This is a genomic window from Paeniglutamicibacter sp. NPDC091659, from assembly GCF_044756805.1.
Lineage (GTDB): Bacteria > Actinomycetota > Actinomycetes > Actinomycetales > Micrococcaceae > Paeniglutamicibacter.
Window position 1 is genome coordinate 197,156 of record NZ_JBIVTO010000007.1, and the last position, 16,709, is coordinate 213,864.

11 protein-coding genes are annotated in these 16,709 nt (G+C 64.0%); 8 read left to right on the forward strand and 3 right to left on the reverse strand.

What is annotated here, in order from left to right; all coding sequences use genetic code 11:
* The first annotated feature begins 49 nt into the window (after positions 1–49).
* On the forward strand, positions 50–1,087 hold the full coding sequence (gene rfbB, locus ACIQLF_RS14390) for a dTDP-glucose 4,6-dehydratase (RefSeq protein ID WP_400299628.1): 1,038 nt from the start codon (positions 50–52) through the stop codon (positions 1,085–1,087).
* Positions 1,084–2,484, forward strand: a complete 1,401-nt coding sequence (locus ACIQLF_RS14395; RefSeq protein ID WP_400299630.1) for a sugar nucleotide-binding protein — start codon at positions 1,084–1,086, stop codon at positions 2,482–2,484. Before rfbB ends, ACIQLF_RS14395 begins: the two co-directional genes overlap by 4 nt.
* Here ACIQLF_RS14395 and ACIQLF_RS14400 read toward each other — a convergent pair.
* From ACIQLF_RS14400 to ACIQLF_RS14410, 3 genes are read right to left on the reverse strand one after another with little or no spacing between them, the layout of a single operon-like run.
* Positions 2,466–4,907, reverse strand: coding sequence for a DUF3488 and DUF4129 domain-containing transglutaminase family protein (locus ACIQLF_RS14400; protein WP_400299633.1), 2,442 nt, complete (start codon positions 4,905–4,907; stop codon positions 2,466–2,468). The genes ACIQLF_RS14395 and ACIQLF_RS14400 overlap by 19 nt on opposite strands.
* Complete coding sequence (locus ACIQLF_RS14405; RefSeq protein WP_400299635.1) at positions 4,904–6,328, reverse strand: DUF58 domain-containing protein; 1,425 nt, start codon at positions 6,326–6,328, stop codon at positions 4,904–4,906. The genes ACIQLF_RS14400 and ACIQLF_RS14405 overlap by 4 nt, the downstream gene beginning before the upstream one ends.
* A gap of 22 nt (positions 6,329–6,350) precedes the next feature.
* Positions 6,351–7,331, reverse strand: coding sequence for an AAA family ATPase (locus ACIQLF_RS14410; protein ID WP_400299638.1), 981 nt, complete (start codon positions 7,329–7,331; stop codon positions 6,351–6,353).
* A gap of 178 nt (positions 7,332–7,509) precedes the next feature.
* On the opposite strand from ACIQLF_RS14410, the gene ACIQLF_RS14415 reads away from it, so the two are divergent.
* The 6 genes from ACIQLF_RS14415 to ACIQLF_RS14440 all read left to right on the forward strand — a co-directional run bounded on the left by ACIQLF_RS14415 (position 7,510) and on the right by ACIQLF_RS14440 (position 16,611).
* On the forward strand, positions 7,510–8,472 hold the full coding sequence (locus ACIQLF_RS14415) for a TatD family hydrolase (RefSeq protein WP_400299640.1): 963 nt from the start codon (positions 7,510–7,512) through the stop codon (positions 8,470–8,472).
* A 313-nt stretch (positions 8,473–8,785) separates the two neighbouring features.
* Positions 8,786–9,886, forward strand: a complete 1,101-nt coding sequence (locus ACIQLF_RS14420) for a transglycosylase family protein (protein WP_400299642.1) — start codon at positions 8,786–8,788, stop codon at positions 9,884–9,886.
* Positions 9,887–10,059: 173 nt separating this feature from the next.
* The gene (rsmA, locus tag ACIQLF_RS14425) at positions 10,060–10,941 is read left to right on the forward strand and encodes a 16S rRNA (adenine(1518)-N(6)/adenine(1519)-N(6))-dimethyltransferase RsmA (RefSeq protein WP_400299645.1); all 882 of its coding nucleotides are present in this window, start codon (positions 10,060–10,062) and stop codon (positions 10,939–10,941) included.
* Entirely contained in the window at positions 10,938–11,879 is a 942-nt protein-coding gene (locus tag ACIQLF_RS14430) for a 4-(cytidine 5'-diphospho)-2-C-methyl-D-erythritol kinase (protein ID WP_400299648.1), read from the forward strand. The genes rsmA and ACIQLF_RS14430 overlap by 4 nt, the downstream gene beginning before the upstream one ends.
* Positions 11,880–11,896: 17 nt before the next feature.
* Positions 11,897–13,705 carry an ABC-F family ATP-binding cassette domain-containing protein gene (locus ACIQLF_RS14435; protein ID WP_400299651.1) on the forward strand — a complete coding sequence of 603 codons (1,809 nt, stop codon included), beginning with the start codon at positions 11,897–11,899 and terminating at the stop codon, positions 13,703–13,705.
* Positions 13,706–13,839: 134 nt separating this feature from the next.
* On the forward strand, positions 13,840–16,611 hold the full coding sequence (locus tag ACIQLF_RS14440; protein WP_400299652.1) for a LuxR C-terminal-related transcriptional regulator: 2,772 nt from the start codon (positions 13,840–13,842) through the stop codon (positions 16,609–16,611).
* The last annotated feature ends 98 nt before the right edge of the window (positions 16,612–16,709 follow it).

Here is a 16,709-nt window from a genome sequence, read left to right on the forward strand (position 1 = left end):
TACTAGGCACACCTAGCCACGAATGGGGAGGGGCGCTAGCCTTGCAACCATGAAAAGAATCCTGGTAACTGGGGGTGCCGGATTCATTGGGGCAAATTTTGTTCGATACGTGATTGCGCACTCCCAAGTACGCATTGTTGTTGTGGACGCACTGACCTACGCGGGTAATCCCGATTCGCTCAGGGGCCTTCCCCCCGATCGGGTCCAGCTAAGAATCGGGGACATCACCGATGCCCCGTTGATCGACGAACTCGTGGGGCAGGTCGACGCCGTGGTCCATTTTGCCGCGGAATCCCACAACGACAATTCACTCCACGACCCCGCGCCGTTCCTGAACACCAACATCGTGGGAACATACACCTTGCTCGAGGCGGTCAGGCGTCACGACGTGCGTTTCCACCACATCTCGACGGACGAGGTCTACGGCGAGCTGGCGCTGGACGATCCGGCGCGTTTCACCGAGACCACGCCATACAACCCCTCGAGTCCCTACTCGTCGACGAAGGCGGCCTCGGACCTCCTGGTCAGGGCGTGGGTACGGTCGTTCGGGGTACGGGCAACGTTGAGCAATTGCTCGAACAACTACGGGCCGTACCAGCACGTGGAAAAGTTCATCCCGCGGCAGATCACCAACATCCTCAACGGGGACCGGCCCAAGCTCTACGGCAGCGGCGCAAACGTACGCGACTGGATCCACGTCGATGACCATTCATCGGCCGTCTGGGAAATCCTGCAACGCGGCGAGGTGGGCCGCACCTACCTGATCGGGGCCGACGGCGAGCAGAACAACCGCGAGGTCCTGGAAACGATTCTTGGCCTGCTGGGCGAGAACAAGGACGCCTTCGACTCGGTTGCCGATCGGCCCGGCCACGACCTGCGCTACGCGATCGACGCGAGCACCCTGCGCCACGAGCTGGGCTGGCGCCCGCGGCACCAGGACCTGGCCGCGGGCCTGGCCCAAACCATCGCCTGGTACCGGGAGAACCGATGGTGGTGGGAACCCGGCAAGCAGCAAACGGAGGAGCGCTACGAGCTTCAGGAACAAGCCCACCGACTCGCAGCCGCAACGGAAGGCTCCGGCCGGTGAAGGCTCTCGAGGTCCAGACCACCGGCATACCCGGGCTGTTGGTGGTCCAACTGCCCGTGCACGAAGATGCGAGGGGCTGGTTCAAGGAGAATTGGCAACGCGAGAAGATGGCGGCCGCCGGGCTGCCTGACTTCCGCCCGGTGCAAAACAACGTTTCCTTCAACCGGGAACCGGGAACAACCCGGGGGATCCACGCCGAACCCTGGGACAAGTACGTTGCCGTGGTTGGCGGGTCGGTCTTTGGCGCCTGGGTGGATTTGCGTGCCGGGGAAGGCTTTGGCGCCAGCTTCACCACGATTCTCACCGCGGGCCAGGCGGTATTTGTTCCGCGCGGTGTCGGAAACGGTTTCCAGACCTTGGAACCGGACACCGGATACAGCTATCTGGTGACGGAGCACTGGTCGCCGCAGGCCCAGGAAAGCTACACGTTCGTGAACCTGGCCGATGAAGTTGCCGACATCCGGTGGCCGATCCCGCTCGACAAGGCGATTACCTCGGATGCGGACAAGTCCCACCCGGCCCTGGCCGATGTCGTTCCGGTGCAACCGCTGAAGACCTTGGTGATCGGAGGTAACGGGCAATTGGGGCGCTCCTTGGCCACGCTCGTTTCCGGGGACGGCCGCCATGATTTTCCGCAGCGTTCGGAATTCGACCTGTGCAATCCTGCCCATGTGGCGCAGGTCAATTGGTCGGAGTACGGGACGGTGATCAACGCCGCCGCATACACCCAGGTCGACCTGGCCGAAACCGAAATCGGAAGACACGACGCCTGGGCCACAAACGTCACGGCCGTGGCACGGCTTGCCCGAATCTGCATCGAGCATCAGATCACGCTCGTCCATGTTTCCAGCGACTACGTCTTCGACGGACGCAAACGTTCCTACGACGAGGAAGACGCGCCTTGTCCATTGGGTGTCTATGGCCAGACGAAGGCGGCCGGCGACGCCCTGGTGCGGATGGTTCCGCGGCACTACATCATCCGTACGAGCTGGGTTGTCGGCGACGGGAAGAACTTTGTCGCAACCATGTCGCGGCTGGCCAAGACCGGTGTGAATCCATCCGTGGTCAACGACCAATACGGGCGGTTGAGCTTCACCGAAGACATTTCGGCCGGCATCGTGCACCTGCTCGCTTCCGGTGCTCCATACGGCGTGTACAACCTGACCAACGACGGTGACCCAACCTCATGGGCACACATCGCCCAGCAGGTTTTCATGCTCTGCGGACACGACCCCGGCCGTGTGACCGAAATCAGCACCGCCGAGTACTTTGCGGGGCGCCGCGATACGGCTCCGCGGCCGGCGAGCAGCAACTTGCGTTTGGACAAGATCCAAGAAACCGGCTTCAAGCCGTCGGACCAGTTCGAGCGCCTGTCCGGCTACTTGGAAGACACGTAGCCCACTGGTTCCAGCGGGCGCGGGGCAAAGACGGATCGCGGCCACAAGCCAACCGCAAGCCGTTGCCCCGCGCCCAGCCGGGACCTGAAGGCCTGCTCGACAGCGGACAAGGCCTCCGCCAGCACCCGGCCGTCGGCCTTGGACGACTTTGCCGGGGCGTAGAGCTGCCTTTCATACGCCCCGGCCAGTGTTTGCAGGTCCGTCTTGGCATCGGGCAGCAACGCAGCCAGGCGCCGGGCGTAGTCCCCGGCCGATTCATCCTGCCGCATGGGTCTTGAATGGTCCAGGCCCAGCGCGACCAGTTCCGCCCATGCCGAGGCAACGCCGGAAACGGCGGCATCGGTGCCCGTGGCGTCGATTCTGCGCAGGCGTCCGGCACGTTGGAAGCGCCTGATTGCCAGCGGAACCGAGCCCAGCAACAGGAAGCCAACGAGCACCGCCAACGGCCACGGGGACGGGGTCCGCTTCACGGTTTCGTTCCCGACGATGGCTGCCGGCGCGCTGGAGCTGGAGCTGGACGAGGTAGCGGCCGGTTTTTTCGAGGTCGGGTTCGTCTGGCGCGGGTCGGCGCCCAGGGAGGGGTTCTGTGCGACGGCAGCCGGGGCGTAGGCCGGCGGCACGCCGCGGCCCGGGGTTGGCTCGAAGGCGACCCAGCCCGCGCCGGGGAAGTACAGCTCCGGCCACGCGTGCGCGTTGCGGGAACTGACGGTGAACTCGTTCAGCGTGGTCCCGTTGCTGCCCGGAACGCTGTTGCCGGTGGCGCTTCCCGGGGAGTACCCGGTGACGATGCGGCTTGGAATGCCCAGCGTGCGCGCCATCATGGCCATGGTCGAAGCAAAGTGCACGCAATAGCCGGACTTTTCCTCGAGGAAGGCCTCGATGACCTGCATGCCGCTGCCGTCGTAGCCGTCCTCGACGGGGGTCTTTTCGGAATAGCTGAAGGCCCCCGAGCGCAGGTGCTCCTGGATGGCGGCCGCCTGTTCAAAGGGCGACTCGTTCTCGGATCCGGCAATGGCCTTCGACGCCGCCGTAAACAGGGACTCGGGAGTGTCGTCCGGCATGCGCGAGTACACCGGGTCGACAGAGCCGAAGAATCCCTCTTGACTTCCATCGGTCCAGTCGACGAGCTCTTTGGCCGTGATCTCGGGAACCTGGTTCAGCGTCGTGTAGTCCTGGGCCGCCATCGGTTCGTTGGACCCCGCAAGCATGGTCCCGGTGTCCGGGCTCCAGCGCCAGTTGCCGGGCAGCCCGCTGATGAGCACCGGGTTTCCCGGCATCGGCAGCCACACCCCGCGGTACTTGTCGGTCACGACCCGGGTCACGGAGTCCCGCATGGTGCCATACATCGTGGGAATCTCCGGGGTTGCCAGCGTCTCCGTGACGGGCACGCGGAGCAGTGCGTCGTCCGGCTGCCATTTGCTGCCCTCAAGGTTCCCGATCACCGAGGTGCGCAAGTACTGGGGCTCCGTGTCATTGGTGTAGTACCGCAGGACCGTTCCGGGGGCGTTGTTGCGCAGGTCGTTCCCCAGGGCGATCATCGGGTCGATGTTGGTTGCGACTCCGCCCCAGGACGGCCTGGTGCCCTCCACCATCATGCCCTTGGTGAACCCGGGGACGACCATGGGCAAGACCATCAGGCTTGCCACGGCACCGGCGATGATCACCGATCCCTGGATCCACGAATTTCCCGGCTTGCGGGCTGCCGCCGCATGGCCGCTCCCGTCGTCGCCGACAAGTTCGACGGCCAGCCGCCGGCCCCTGCCCGCCGACGTCCCGGATTCCAGCCATCGGGCGGCGGCCAGGATCAGGAGGTATCCGATGGCCGTCACGGCGACGGAACCGATGCCGGCGCCAAGGGGTTCGAACAACGAAGAGATGAGCAGGAGCAGCGACAGGGGGATCCCGGCCACTGCCGCGGCCCGAACCGTGAAGGCGAGCGTGTCCACGGCCAGGGCGACAATGGCGGCCCACAGCGTCACGGAAAATACGATGACGCCCGTGGTCTGCACCGGCGGCACCTGGGACCCCATTTGCTCGTTGGCCGTGGCCCAGACGTGCAGCAGCGCCCGATACGTAGCGGAGGTGGGGATGAAGCCAAGCAATGCGGTGTTCGAAAAGAACAAGACGGTCAGGGTGAGGACGCCGGCCAGCAGCCCGATCCCGGGCACGAGCAAGCGCGGGGCCACCAGATAGCGGGCCACGTTCGTGGCCACGGCAATCGCCAGCACAGTGACCGCCACCTGGACCAGCCATCCCCAGCCGCTGACGACCCCGTGGAGGCTGGCCGCGGCGCCAAGCGTGGCCAGCACCGTGGCAAACGCAGCAAAAAGCAGCGGAGCCGCAGCCCTGAGGTCCCTGCGGGCAGGGGGCGGGACGTGGAGGTTCTCGGAGGTTCGAGGTTGGTCCAGCGTGGGGGTGCTCATGACTGCCTGCTTAGTTCGTTCCAGGCCTCGGCAAGCGAGGTCTTGGGGGAGACTGCCACGGCCGACCATCCTGCCTGCCTGAATTGCGTGATGACATGGTGGGCCTGCTCCGGTCGATGCACGACGCACATGACCGCGACCTTGCGGCGCCCGCCGACCGAATCAATCCAGGCGTTCGCGGTCGCGGGGGACACCTCGCCGAGCAACAGCACGAGCCTGTCGCCGTGGGTCCGCAGCCGGGTTTTCAACGCGGTGGTCAGAGCCGGTGCGGACTCGGAGACGTGCCGCGAGGGGGGATCCTCAAGCCCCAGCGCCGCAAGTGCGCCCTGCATGTCCTCGACGGCATGGGAACCGCCGAAGACCTCGGCGCCGTCGTCGGACCCGGAAGCCGAGACCTGGTTGATGGGCCGGGCCTGGTGGTCGATCATTTCGATGCCGAATCCGGAGTGCGACAGGTATGCGCCTATGCCCAGCGCTCCCTTCAGCGCCCACTCGAATCGTTGGCTGGATTGCTTGGATGCCGAGGTGTATTGCGGGATCTCCAGGCTGGTTTCGGAGCCGACGCCGTGGGGCAGGAATGCCGCACGCGAACGGTCAAGCACGATGACCGCCCGCGGGGTCGCGCGGTAGTCTTCCTGGCGCACCATGACGGAACCGCGCCGGGCAGTGGCCGGCCAGTGGATGCGGCGCACCGAATCCCCGTCCCGGTAGTCCCGGGTCATGACGTCGAAGGAATCCGGGGTCAGCCGGCGGTTGGAGCTTGCCTGGCCGTGGGCCCCGCGCTCGCCGGGCAGCCCGCCCGGCTCCAGGGATTCGATCTGCGGCATTGCCACCAGGGCGCTGGGTTTGTCCAGCGCCGCCGGGCGCGTGGCCAGCCCGAACGGATCGGTGACCTGGGCCTTGACGGGGCCGATGGGGTAGATGCCGCGGGAGGCAAGGCGGAGGCGGTATTCGTAGTGGCTGCTGGAAACCCCGCCCTGGACCACGGCGGTCCGGGACGGGTAGGTGAACTCCGGCCCGTTCCCGAAGTCCTGCGGCAGGGTGTCGCTCAGGGGCAGGATCCCGGGGGAGCGGCCACGGTGGCTGATGTGGAGCCTGACCCGGAGGCCCGAGTCCGTCACGGCGACGCTCGGGTTGAACGTCCGGTTCACCGTGATCGGCGACCGTCCGTAGCGCAACAGGAAAGCAGCCAGCAGGGGCGTGAGGATCAGGAACAGTGCCACGGCCATCAACTCGCGGCGGCCCAATAGCCAGGCGCCGGCCAGGGCCGCGACGCCCGTGGCAAACAAGCCCCAGCCGCGTGCCGTGAGGAACCCCAGGTGGACGCGCGCCCGCAGGGTTGCCGGCGGCTCGTCGCGGGTCCACCGGTCGTTGTGGGGGGACTCGCGGAATTCGGCGGGTCCCGGATCCGGCAGGCTCATGTTCCCGACAGGCTTTCGCGGGTTATCCGCGGGCACCGGCACGAACCGGGATGGAGTTGAGGATGGACGCCAGCAACGTTTCGGCGTTGGTGCCGGCGGCCTCGGCGCGGCGGTGCAGGATCAGGCGGTGCCCCAGGACGTCGGTGGCGATGGTCCGCACGTCTTCGGGCAGGACATAGTCCCGGGCGTTCAACGCTGCCTCGGCCTTTGCGGCGCGCAGCAGCTGCAACAGGGAGCGGGGGGATGCCCCCAACCGGATCTCGCCGTGTTCGCGGGTGGCCCGGCCCAGGGCAACGATGTACTCCTTGACCGGCTCCGAAACGTACACCGCCGCAACCGTGTTGATCAGGGTATGCAGGGTCGCCAGGTCCAGCACGGGGCGGACCTTGTCCAGGGGCGAGGTGGATTGGTGGGATTCGAGCATCGACATTTCCGCCGCGGCATCGGGGTAGCCCATGGAGATCTTGGCCATGAACCGGTCCCGTTGCGCCTCGGGCAGCGGGAACGTTCCCTCCAGCTCGATGGGGTTTTGCGTCGCGATCACCATGAAGGGGTTGCCCAGGGGGTGGGTGATGCCGTCGACCGTGACCTGGCCTTCTTCCATGCACTCGAGCAGCGCGGATTGGGTCTTGGCGTTGGCCCGGTTGATCTCGTCGCCGATGACGATGTGGGCGAATACCGGCCCCGGGCGGAACTGGAACTCGTGGGTGTCCTGGTTGAAAATCGAGACACCGGTGACATCCGAGGGCAGCAGGTCCGGGGTGAACTGGATCCGGTGGACCGTGCAGTCGACGGTCTTGGCCAGGGTCTTCGCAAGCATGGTTTTTCCGACGCCCGGAACGTCCTCCAGCAGCAGGTGGCCCTGGGCGAGCAGGACGATCAGGGCGGTGCGCGCCACCTCGGCCTTGCCGTCGATCACCGTGGCGATGCTGGACAAGACCTGTTCACAGACGCGGCCAAATTCATCGGCCGACAGGATCTGGGGCTCGGTGGATAGCGACATGCAATGTCCTCCTGAAGTGCGGCAACAAGTAAATGTGAAGTCCTTACTTCAACGATACCGGCATTGGCGTGCCGAGCGTCACATTCGGCGGGGTTCGGTCGGGTGAGCCGCGTACCCTAGATACGTTGTGGGCAAACGCTTCGGAACGAAAAACGTGGATTGATAGGGAGCTGGATTGATGGCCAAGGGCAGTGGCGGCGCTAAGGGCGGAAGCGCCATCGGGGTTCCCGAGGCATACCTGCCCGCGGAGGACAAGGAAGGCGCGGCCGGAGACCTGGCGCGCAGCAGTGAAACCGAGCATGGCAAGAAGCGGAACCTCCACTACCCGCCCGCGCCCGAGCCGCTGCCGTTTGGCGTTCCGGACAACCACACCCACCTGGATTTCCGCGACGGCCTGGTCAACGTCAATGTTGCACAGGCGCTTGATGCTGCAAATGCCGTGGGGGTTCCCGGCGTGATCCAGGTCGGTTGCGATGTCGAATCGTCCGAATTCGCGGTGCGTGCCGCCAGCGAGGACAGCCGCGTCCTGGCCGCCGTGGCAATCCACCCCAATGACGCGGCAGATCTTGGGGCACGCGGCGAGCTTGATGCCGCGATCGCCAGGATCGAGGCGCTTGCCGGCCACGAGCGGGTCCGCGCCATCGGGGAAACCGGCCTGGACTACTTCCGAACGGGCCCGGAGGGGCGCCCGGCCCAGGAGGCCTCGTTCCGCGAGCACATCCGCATTGCGCGTGAAAATGGAAAGGCGCTCCAAATCCACGATCGTGACGCACATCTCGACGTGGTCCGCGTGCTTGAAAGCGAAGAGCTGCCGGAGCATGTGGTCTTCCACTGCTTCTCGGGGGATGCCGCTTTGGCCGAGATCTGCAACGCCAACGGTTGGTACTTGTCGTTCTCGGGAACCGTGACGTTCAAGAACTCCTTGGACCTGCGTGAAGCCTTGTCGGTAGCCAGACCGGAATTGGTGTTGGTGGAGACCGACGCCCCGTTCCTGACCCCGCACCCCTACCGGGGGCGGCCCAATGCCAGCTACCTGATCCCGCAAACCGTGCGTTTCATGGCCGGCCACGTGGGCGTTGAGCTGGAGGAATACTGCCGGACGCTCGCCGACAACACCCGGCGTGCCTACGGCTCCTTTTAACGCATTTTTCCCACAACTCAAGCACGCGCCACTTGCGACCTTATTACGATTCGATTACGGTTAATAGAAAGTAGCCGGGATCGGGGAAGGTTCCCGGGTGCGTTTGTTGCTGCAGATGTTAGGCCGGGATCCGTTTGGGTACCGGCATTTCTGTGGCATCGGAGGTGCCTCAAAACACCCGCCTTGTGCAACAACGGCTCCGCCCCTGGTTCGTGATCGAACTTGTGGCTGCAATCGCGCAAGGGCGGGATCCCCGTGCCTGGACCAGATCTAAGTTTGGAATCCTGTGCAGAATGCCTTCAAGAATCGCTGGGTGAAAATCGGCGCGCAAGCAGCCGTCCTAACCGCGTTGATCCTCGGTCTTGTCATGTTTGTCGGTGGCAACAAGTCCATCGCCGTGGCCATTGACGGTCAAAGCCAAAACGTATCCACCCGTGCCGCAACAGTGGCCGATGTCCTGAAGGACTCGCAGATCGAGGTTTCCAGCCTCGACGTGGTTTCGCCGGCCCTTGATGCGGCCGTTTCCGATGGATCATCCATCGAGATCAAGCGCAACAAGACGGTCGAGGTCAGCATCGACGGTGTTGAGCGCGTGGTTCACACCACCGGCCTGACCGTCGCCGATGTACTTGAACAGCTTGACGTGGATTCCGACTCGGCAATCGCACAGCGTCCGGCGCTTGAGCTTGCGGATTTGAGCACCTCGATCGATATTTCCACTCCCAAGGCAGTGACGATCAAGGTCGATGGCGACACCAAGAACCTGGACACCACGGCCGCCACCGTTGCCGAGGTGCTGGGCGATGCCAAGGTGAAGCTCGGGAAGGATGACGAGCTCAACCTCAAGCCCTCTGACGAGGTCACCGAGAACCTGAAGATCAAGGTCACCCGCGTGGAGACCAAGAAGGTCAAGGAAACCGAATCGATCGCCCACGGCACCAAGACCGTCAAGGATTCCAAGGCGCTTGAAGGCACCAAGAAGACCCTGACCAAGGGCGTCGATGGCGAACGAACCCTCACCTACACGGTCACCCTGCGCAACGGCAAGGAATCCGACAAGGAACTGGTCAGTGACAAGGTCACCACCAAGCCCGTGGAAGAAGAAGTCTCCGTGGGAACCAAGGCCAAGCCCAAGGCCAAGACGGCCACCGCGGCCCCCGGCAGCGTTTCTGCCACCTGGAAGGCCTTGGCCAAGTGCGAATCCGGCGGCAACTGGTCGATCAACTCCGGCAACGGGTACTACGGCGGCCTGCAGTTCTCCGCCAGCAGCTGGGCCGGCGCGGGAGGCACCAAGTACGCTCCGCTGCCGCACCAGGCAAGCCCCGCCGAACAGGTTGCAACGGCCGAGAAGCTCCGCGCCAACGGCGGCTGGGGTCACTGGCCAGCCTGCTCGAGCAAGCTGGGCCTGCGCTAGGAACCAACGCATGGCGCGCCCTCGGGCGAGGGCCGGCAACAGCACAAACCAGAATGAACGATGGGCCCCGCGCAATTGCGGGGCCCATCGGGCTTTCCCACCATTGCCCCGCTTCCGGAGCTTTCCGCGGACCACCGGTCCGCCCGGTCCGGTGCCTGAACTAAGATTGAAACGTGACTTCCGTAGAATCAACCCCGCCGCCGCTGCTCGGCGCCACCGACATTCGCCGCCTTGCCGGTGAACTCGACGTACGCCCGACCAAGACGTTGGGGCAAAACTTCGTCATTGACGGAAACACTATCCGCCGCATCGTTTCCACCGCGCGCCTGGATCCAAGCGAGACCGTGCTCGAGGTCGGACCCGGTCTCGGCTCGCTGACCCTTGGCCTGCTCGACGCCGCGGCCCGCGTGGTCGCCGTCGAGATCGACCCGAAACTGGCCGCACGACTGCCGCAGACCGTCGCCGAATTCCGTCCGGACAAGGCGGAGAACCTCACGGTCATCCTTTCCGACGCCATGAAAATCACTGAGCTTCCGCATGAGCCCACGGCGCTTGTGGCAAACCTGCCGTACAACGTGGCGGTGCCGGTGGTCCTGCACCTGCTTGAACACTTCCCGTCGTTGCGCCACGGCCTGGTCATGGTGCAGGACGAGGTCGCCGACCGCATGGCGGCCGGACCCGGCAACAAGACCTACGGGGTCCCCAGCGTCAAGGGCGCCTGGTACGGCACCATGCGCAAGGCCGGCGTCATCGGCATGAACGTATTCTGGCCCGCGCCGAAGATCAACTCGGGCCTCGTCGGCTTTGAACGCAGCGAGCCGCCGGTGACATCCGCCAGCCGCAAAGAGGTTTTTGCCGTCATCGACGCGGCCTTCGCCCAGCGCCGCAAGACGTTGCGCGCGGCACTGGCCGGATGGGCCGGATCCCCGGCCAAGGCCGAAGAAGCCCTGGTGGCAGCCGGCATCGACCCGCAGGCCCGCGGCGAGAAGCTCGGCATCCTCGAGTTCACGGCCATCGCCGAGGCCAAGCAGAAGCTGGAATCCGGTACCGAATGAGCCGCACCATCACCGCCCGCGCACCGGGAAAAATCAACTGCTACTTCAAGGTTGGTCCTCCCCGGGAAGACGGCTACCACTCGGTGGCCAGCCTTTACCTGGCGGTGTCGCTTTACGAGGATGTCTCGGCAACCGGTCGCGACGACGAGGAAATCCACGTCTCGCTGCACCCGGATTCAACCGCGGTCTCCGACCCCGACTCGTTCCCGCTGGGCCCCGACAACCTGGTGGTGAAGGCCGCGATGATGCTGCGCGAGCACACCGGCCACTACGCCGGCGTGGACCTCTGCATCACCAAGCGCGTGCCCATCGCAGGCGGCATGGGTGGGGGATCGGCCGACGCCGCAGCCACCCTGGTGGCCTGCAACGCACTCTGGGGAACCGGGCTGAACCGCGAGGAACTGGCCAGGCTCGGTGCCCGCCTCGGCGCCGACGTGCCCTTCGCCCTGCACGGCGGAGCCGCCGTCGGCCTGGGCGTCGGGGACCTGCTGGCCCCGCTGCTCCTGCGCGAACGCACCGACTGGGTGCTGGTTCCCGCCTCCTACGGCCTGTCCACGCCGCGCGTCTACGGCATGCTGGACCGGCTGCGCGCCACCGAAGACGTCCCGACGCCCACGGAGGTCGACCCCGACATGGTCGGCGCCCTGATGGACGCGGACCTCGAAGCGCTTTCGGGCCTGCTGGTCAACGACATGACGCGTGCCGCACTGGCACTCGCCCCGGAACTCGGCGTGGTGCGCGACCTCGGCGAGGCCGCCGGCGCCCTGCACGCCCTGGTCTCCGGCTCCGGCCCCACCCTGGCCCTGTTGGCGACCGACGAGGCGCACTGCGAGCAAATCATGACCCAGCTCTCGGACGAGGCGGGCGTGGCGACGATCGCCGTGCACGGCCCGGTTCCCGGAGCCAGCATCCTGCCCACCACCGAACACACCCTCTAGCTAGGAGCACCCCACCCGTGGCACATTTGCTCGGCGCCGAAAACATTTCCATGGCCTTCGGCACCCGTACCGTTCTCGATTCCCTGTCGCTGGGGCTCGAGGACGGCGACCGCATCGGCATGGTCGGTCGCAACGGCGACGGCAAGTCCACGCTCATGCGCCTGCTGGCCGGTCGCATCACCCCCGACTCGGGACGCGTCACCAAGCGCGGCGACGTGCGCGTCGCCTACCTTGACCAGTCCGACGTGCTCGAAGGGCACCTTTCGGTGGGCGAGGCAATCGTCGGCGAGGCCGCGGACCACGAGTGGGCCTCCAACCCGCTGGTGCGCGAGGTCATGGGCGGCCTAGTCGGCGAGGTCGACTGGCACGCCGAGGTCTCGTCGCTCTCCGGCGGCCAGAAGCGCCGCGTCGCCCTGGCTAAGCTGCTCATCGGCGAGCACGAGGTGATCATGCTCGACGAGCCGACCAACCACCTCGACGTCGAGGGCGTGGCCTGGCTGGCCAAGCACCTGAAAAGCCGTTGGCGCGCCAACGCCAACGGCCTGCTCGTGGTCACCCACGACCGTTGGTTCCTGGACGAAATCTGCACCCGCACCTGGGAGGTGCACGACGGCATCGTCGACCCGTTCGACGGCGGCTACGCGGCCTACGTGCTGGCCCGGGCCGAACGCGACCGCACCGCGTCGGTTGTCGAAAGCAAGCGCCAGCAACTGGTCAAGAAGGAACTGGCCTGGCTGCGCCGCGGCGCCCCTGCCCGCACCGCCAAGCCGAAGTTCCGCATCGAGGCAGCAAACACCCTCATCGCGGATGTCCCGGTGGCCCGCGACTCCGTCGCCCTGAACAAGATGGCAACCGCCCGGCTGGGCAAGGACGTGCTTGACCTCGAGCACGTCACCCTCGACTTCGGCACCGGCAAGCCACTGTTCAACAACATCACCCTGCGTCTGGCGCCGGGCGAACGCATCGGCATCGTCGGAGTCAACGGCGCCGGCAAATCGACGCTGATGCGACTGCTCAACGGCGAGATCGAGCCAACCGCGGGCAAGATCAAGCGCGGCAAGACGGTCAAGACCGCCATCCTCACCCAGGAGGTCAAGGAGCTCGACGAGGTCGCCGACATGCGCCTGATCGAGGTCATCAAGTCCGAGCGCATGTCCTTCGAGGTCGGCGGCAAGGAAGTCTCCGCCGGCCAGCTCGCCGAACAGCTTGGCTTTGGTACTGACAAGCAGTGGACCCCGGTCAAGGAACTTTCCGGCGGCGAGCGCCGTAGGCTGCAGCTGCTGCGCCTGCTCATCGGGGAGCCCAACGTGTTGATGCTCGATGAGCCCACCAACGACCTGGACACGGACACCCTCGCGGCGATCGAGGACATGCTCGACGGCTGGCCGGGCACCCTCGTGGTTGTCAGCCACGACCGCTACCTGCTTGAACGCGTCACCGACCACCAGGTGGCACTGCTTGGCGACGGCAAGATCCGCGGCTTGCCGGGAGGCGTGGACCAGTACCTGGAACTTCGATCGGGTGTCCAGGGCGGTGGAAGTACGGGCGCCCCCACCGACAAATCCGGATCCGCCGCGGCCGTCGACGCCGCCGGACCGAGCGAGGCCGAGAAGCGCGAGGCCCGCAAGGAACTGAACCGCGTCGAGCGCCAGATGGGCAAACTGGACACGCAGATCGACAAGCTCCACGCACAGATGGCGGCCGCATCGGAAGCCATGAAGTTCGATGAGGTGAACAAGTTCAACGCCACCTTGCAGGGCGTCGAAGCGGAGAAGGAAGAGCTGGAAATGGCATGGCTGGAGGCCGCTGAAATTCTCGGCGAGTAAGAGTCCGGCGGCTGGCCGTGTGACTGCCCTCCAGCCGCACGGCCAGCCAAGCTATCAACTGCATACCCACAGATGACCTATCCAATCTTATTTTTCAGTGGCAAGATTGCCCCATGGGGGAGGGGCAGGCATAAGTGGATTGGTTTGGGGCGGTCGCCGAGTCACAATCGTATTCAGGGGATCGGTTCGTCGATTCGCAACGCGGCCTAGATTTCAACTGGGATGTCTTTGAAAGGGACGGGCTGGTCAATCAGGCCGTCGATGCATTGCTCAACGGACCGGGCGCTCTGCTTGAGGGGCCGGCTGGCTCGGGCAAGCGAACGATGGCTGCCGCGGTCATGCGTAAATTGCATGGCAAAGCCCTCTTCCTGGATTTGGGATTTCCCGAGCAGCAACGCACAACATTGGCTTTCAGTCGGGTCTTGGATCGCATGGAACACCAGGATGAGGAAACCAAGTTCCAGGAGCTTAGCGGCGTTCACGAGATGCTGGAAAGGGAATCCGGAGGACGGCCAGTTGTGGTCTTTGTTCCCGAGGCCCTTCATCTTGGCTCCCATGCCATTTCATTCCTGTCTGCCTTGGCGCTTGCCAATGCCGTTGCATTGTTGTGTTTGACGACAACTTTGCCCTCGGCAGACCACCAAGAACGCGACGACCTTCTGGGTGCCGTGCGCTTGCAGCGGGTACGGCTAATGCCCTTGACCCTGGGCGAAACACAAAGTCGATTGGGAATGGCGTTGGGTGGCGACGTCAGCCGCTCCACGTCATATCAACTGTGGAAGTCCTCTTCAGGGCAACTGCACCTCATCGCGGCGCTTGTGCAGGACTGGTATGAGCAGGGCTACTTGGTCCGCTCGGGAAACGTTTGGATCGTCAACGGCACTATGGGCCCCATTGGGCCGCGTAGCCGAGCCATCCATGTGACAACGGCACAGCGGACCCATGGCAAGGAACTCGAGATCCTCCAACTCTTGGCGCTTTCCGAGGAAATTCCATTGAGCGCTTTGATGAGCGTCAGCGATGCCTCGGTCATCGATTCCGTGCATGCCCAAGGACTGCTGGAAATTCGTGGAAAGTACGCGCGAAAGGTGAGTCTGCAGGGGGCGCTCAGTCATCAAGCTGTTGCAGATTCCACACCACCGGGGAAAGCCCGTGAGCTGCTGGAGATTTTTCTAAGTGTTCCGGGCAACGAAGCATCGCTGAAGCCCTCGATACTGTTCAAATGGCAGCAGATAGCCGGCATGACCTCCAACCTCGGGCTTGTTCACGGCGCGGCAATGGAAGCGCTCTCCGGCGGGCAACCCGATCTCTGCTTGGAGATCCTCAATGAACGGCACGATGCTTCCGCGGAAACTGACTTGATTCGGCTTGAAGCACTCATCGACGGTGGATACCTGGAACGTGCCAGCGAAATGCTTGGCCGTTTGCAGGCCCTGTTCGGTTCGGGAATCCCGGTACCGGTTTCCAGCCCGGCACCGGAAAACCTAGCGTTCATGGTTCGTCTGGAAATCGCGGCGACTCTGCTTCACGCCATCCAGTCGCATTCTGTGGAAGGCCATCTGGGGGATATCTTTGCCATGACACGCAACGCCATCGCTGCGTGGATCAATGCCGGTTTTCCAGGCACCGAAGGGCTGCCGGAGTTGGCCGGAAAGCTCGACCTCATGGAATCTGAGGTTCTTTATCGTGTTGGTGAAAGATTCGGGATCGGCAGTTCACCATACACTCATCCGAGTTTGAGAGCCGATGACCTGCTGCGTTGGCAGTTCTTCCACAATTTGCATTCCTTGCGCGCCGGGCACGTTAGATCCGCCCTTAGGCGGGGTGAGGAATCGGTTCTCCTGCTTCAGCAAGATCCGTTGCCCGTTTCCACGAATCAGAGAATTCGCCAGCATTTGGTCGATTTGTACTTGATTTCTGGAGAGTGGAGCAAAGCCCTCGCCTTGATTGAGGCGGCGTGGACCGGGGGCGAAGAATCCCCTAGAATCACCGAATTCAAGGGTCTGTACGCATCGCTCGTACACGTATTCATGGGCCACCCGGAGGATGCGTTGCAGCAGCTTCAGGTGGAGATCGAACAACTCCGAACCATGGATCCCGATCGCCAGCTGCCGCTGGCAATGGCTGCCGCTGCCTTGGCGGCATCGAATTTCGACGAAGCGGAAGCTGTGGGGTACCTTGCGGAATTGGACCTTATACCGATCCCGCACGACTGGGAGACCGCGCAATCGGTGGCAGTCCTCACGGCAATAGTCCATTTCCATTTGGGGGCTCGTGAAAAAGCCATTCAGATGCTGCAAGAACAGGCGGAAGCGAATCTTGCGAGAGGGGCGCTTACCTTGGAGTTGACGAACCGCATGATGTTGCTGCGCTTCGGACATCATGAGGGTTTCGACAAGCTGCTTTCTTGCTCGGAAAAAATTGATGGTTCGCTGGCGGCGACGGTGGAATCACTGATTCGGCATTTTGATGAAACGGAAAGTTCCGAGCGCGCACAGGCAGTTGAGGAGGCACGGGCTATGGGCCATAAGTCCTTCGCAACGGCCGTCGACTTTCAATTGGCGGCAGCGCAACCTCAAAGCGTTTACAGGGGGTCGCCGGAAATTCTTTTTGTCCTGCCTGAGTCGGATACCGGCGAAAACATCGCTGCCACAAACGAGTCTGCGGCTGAACGCGTTTCGTCACTGACAGACCGGCAAAGAATGATTGTCGCCGAAGTCGCCACCGGTGCCAGCAATAAGGAGATCTCAGAGCGGTTGCGGGTCAAGGTACGGACCGTTGAGGGGCATCTGTATCAGATCTATCAGCGACTTGACGTGGGTTCGCGTCTCGACCTGGGGAGACTGTATCTAGACGCAATTGCTGATTCCAACGGAGGCACTGGCAACCGGCCTGAGGATACTTAAGTACCGCAATGGGCCAAACGAGTGAATCAAGTATTTGAATAACTAATGACTGGACCACGCAACCGTCGTAGGATGAGGACGAAGTAGCGAAAGGCCAC

What these genes read in the sequence shown, in the direction of transcription:
- ACIQLF_RS14410 (WP_400299638.1), bottom strand. Translation starts at nt 7,331, where the DNA reads ATGTCGCTATCCACCGAGCCCCAGATCCTGTCGGCCGATGAATTTGGC.
- ACIQLF_RS14415 (WP_400299640.1), top strand. Translation starts at nt 7,510, where the DNA reads ATGGCCAAGGGCAGTGGCGGCGCTAAGGGCGGAAGCGCCATCGGGGTT.
- ACIQLF_RS14400 (WP_400299633.1), bottom strand. Translation starts at nt 4,907, where the DNA reads ATGAGCACCCCCACGCTGGACCAACCTCGAACCTCCGAGAACCTCCAC.
- rfbB (WP_400299628.1), top strand. Translation starts at nt 50, where the DNA reads ATGAAAAGAATCCTGGTAACTGGGGGTGCCGGATTCATTGGGGCAAAT.
- ACIQLF_RS14405 (WP_400299635.1), bottom strand. Translation starts at nt 6,328, where the DNA reads ATGAGCCTGCCGGATCCGGGACCCGCCGAATTCCGCGAGTCCCCCCAC.
- ACIQLF_RS14430 (WP_400299648.1), top strand. Translation starts at nt 10,938, where the DNA reads ATGAGCCGCACCATCACCGCCCGCGCACCGGGAAAAATCAACTGCTAC.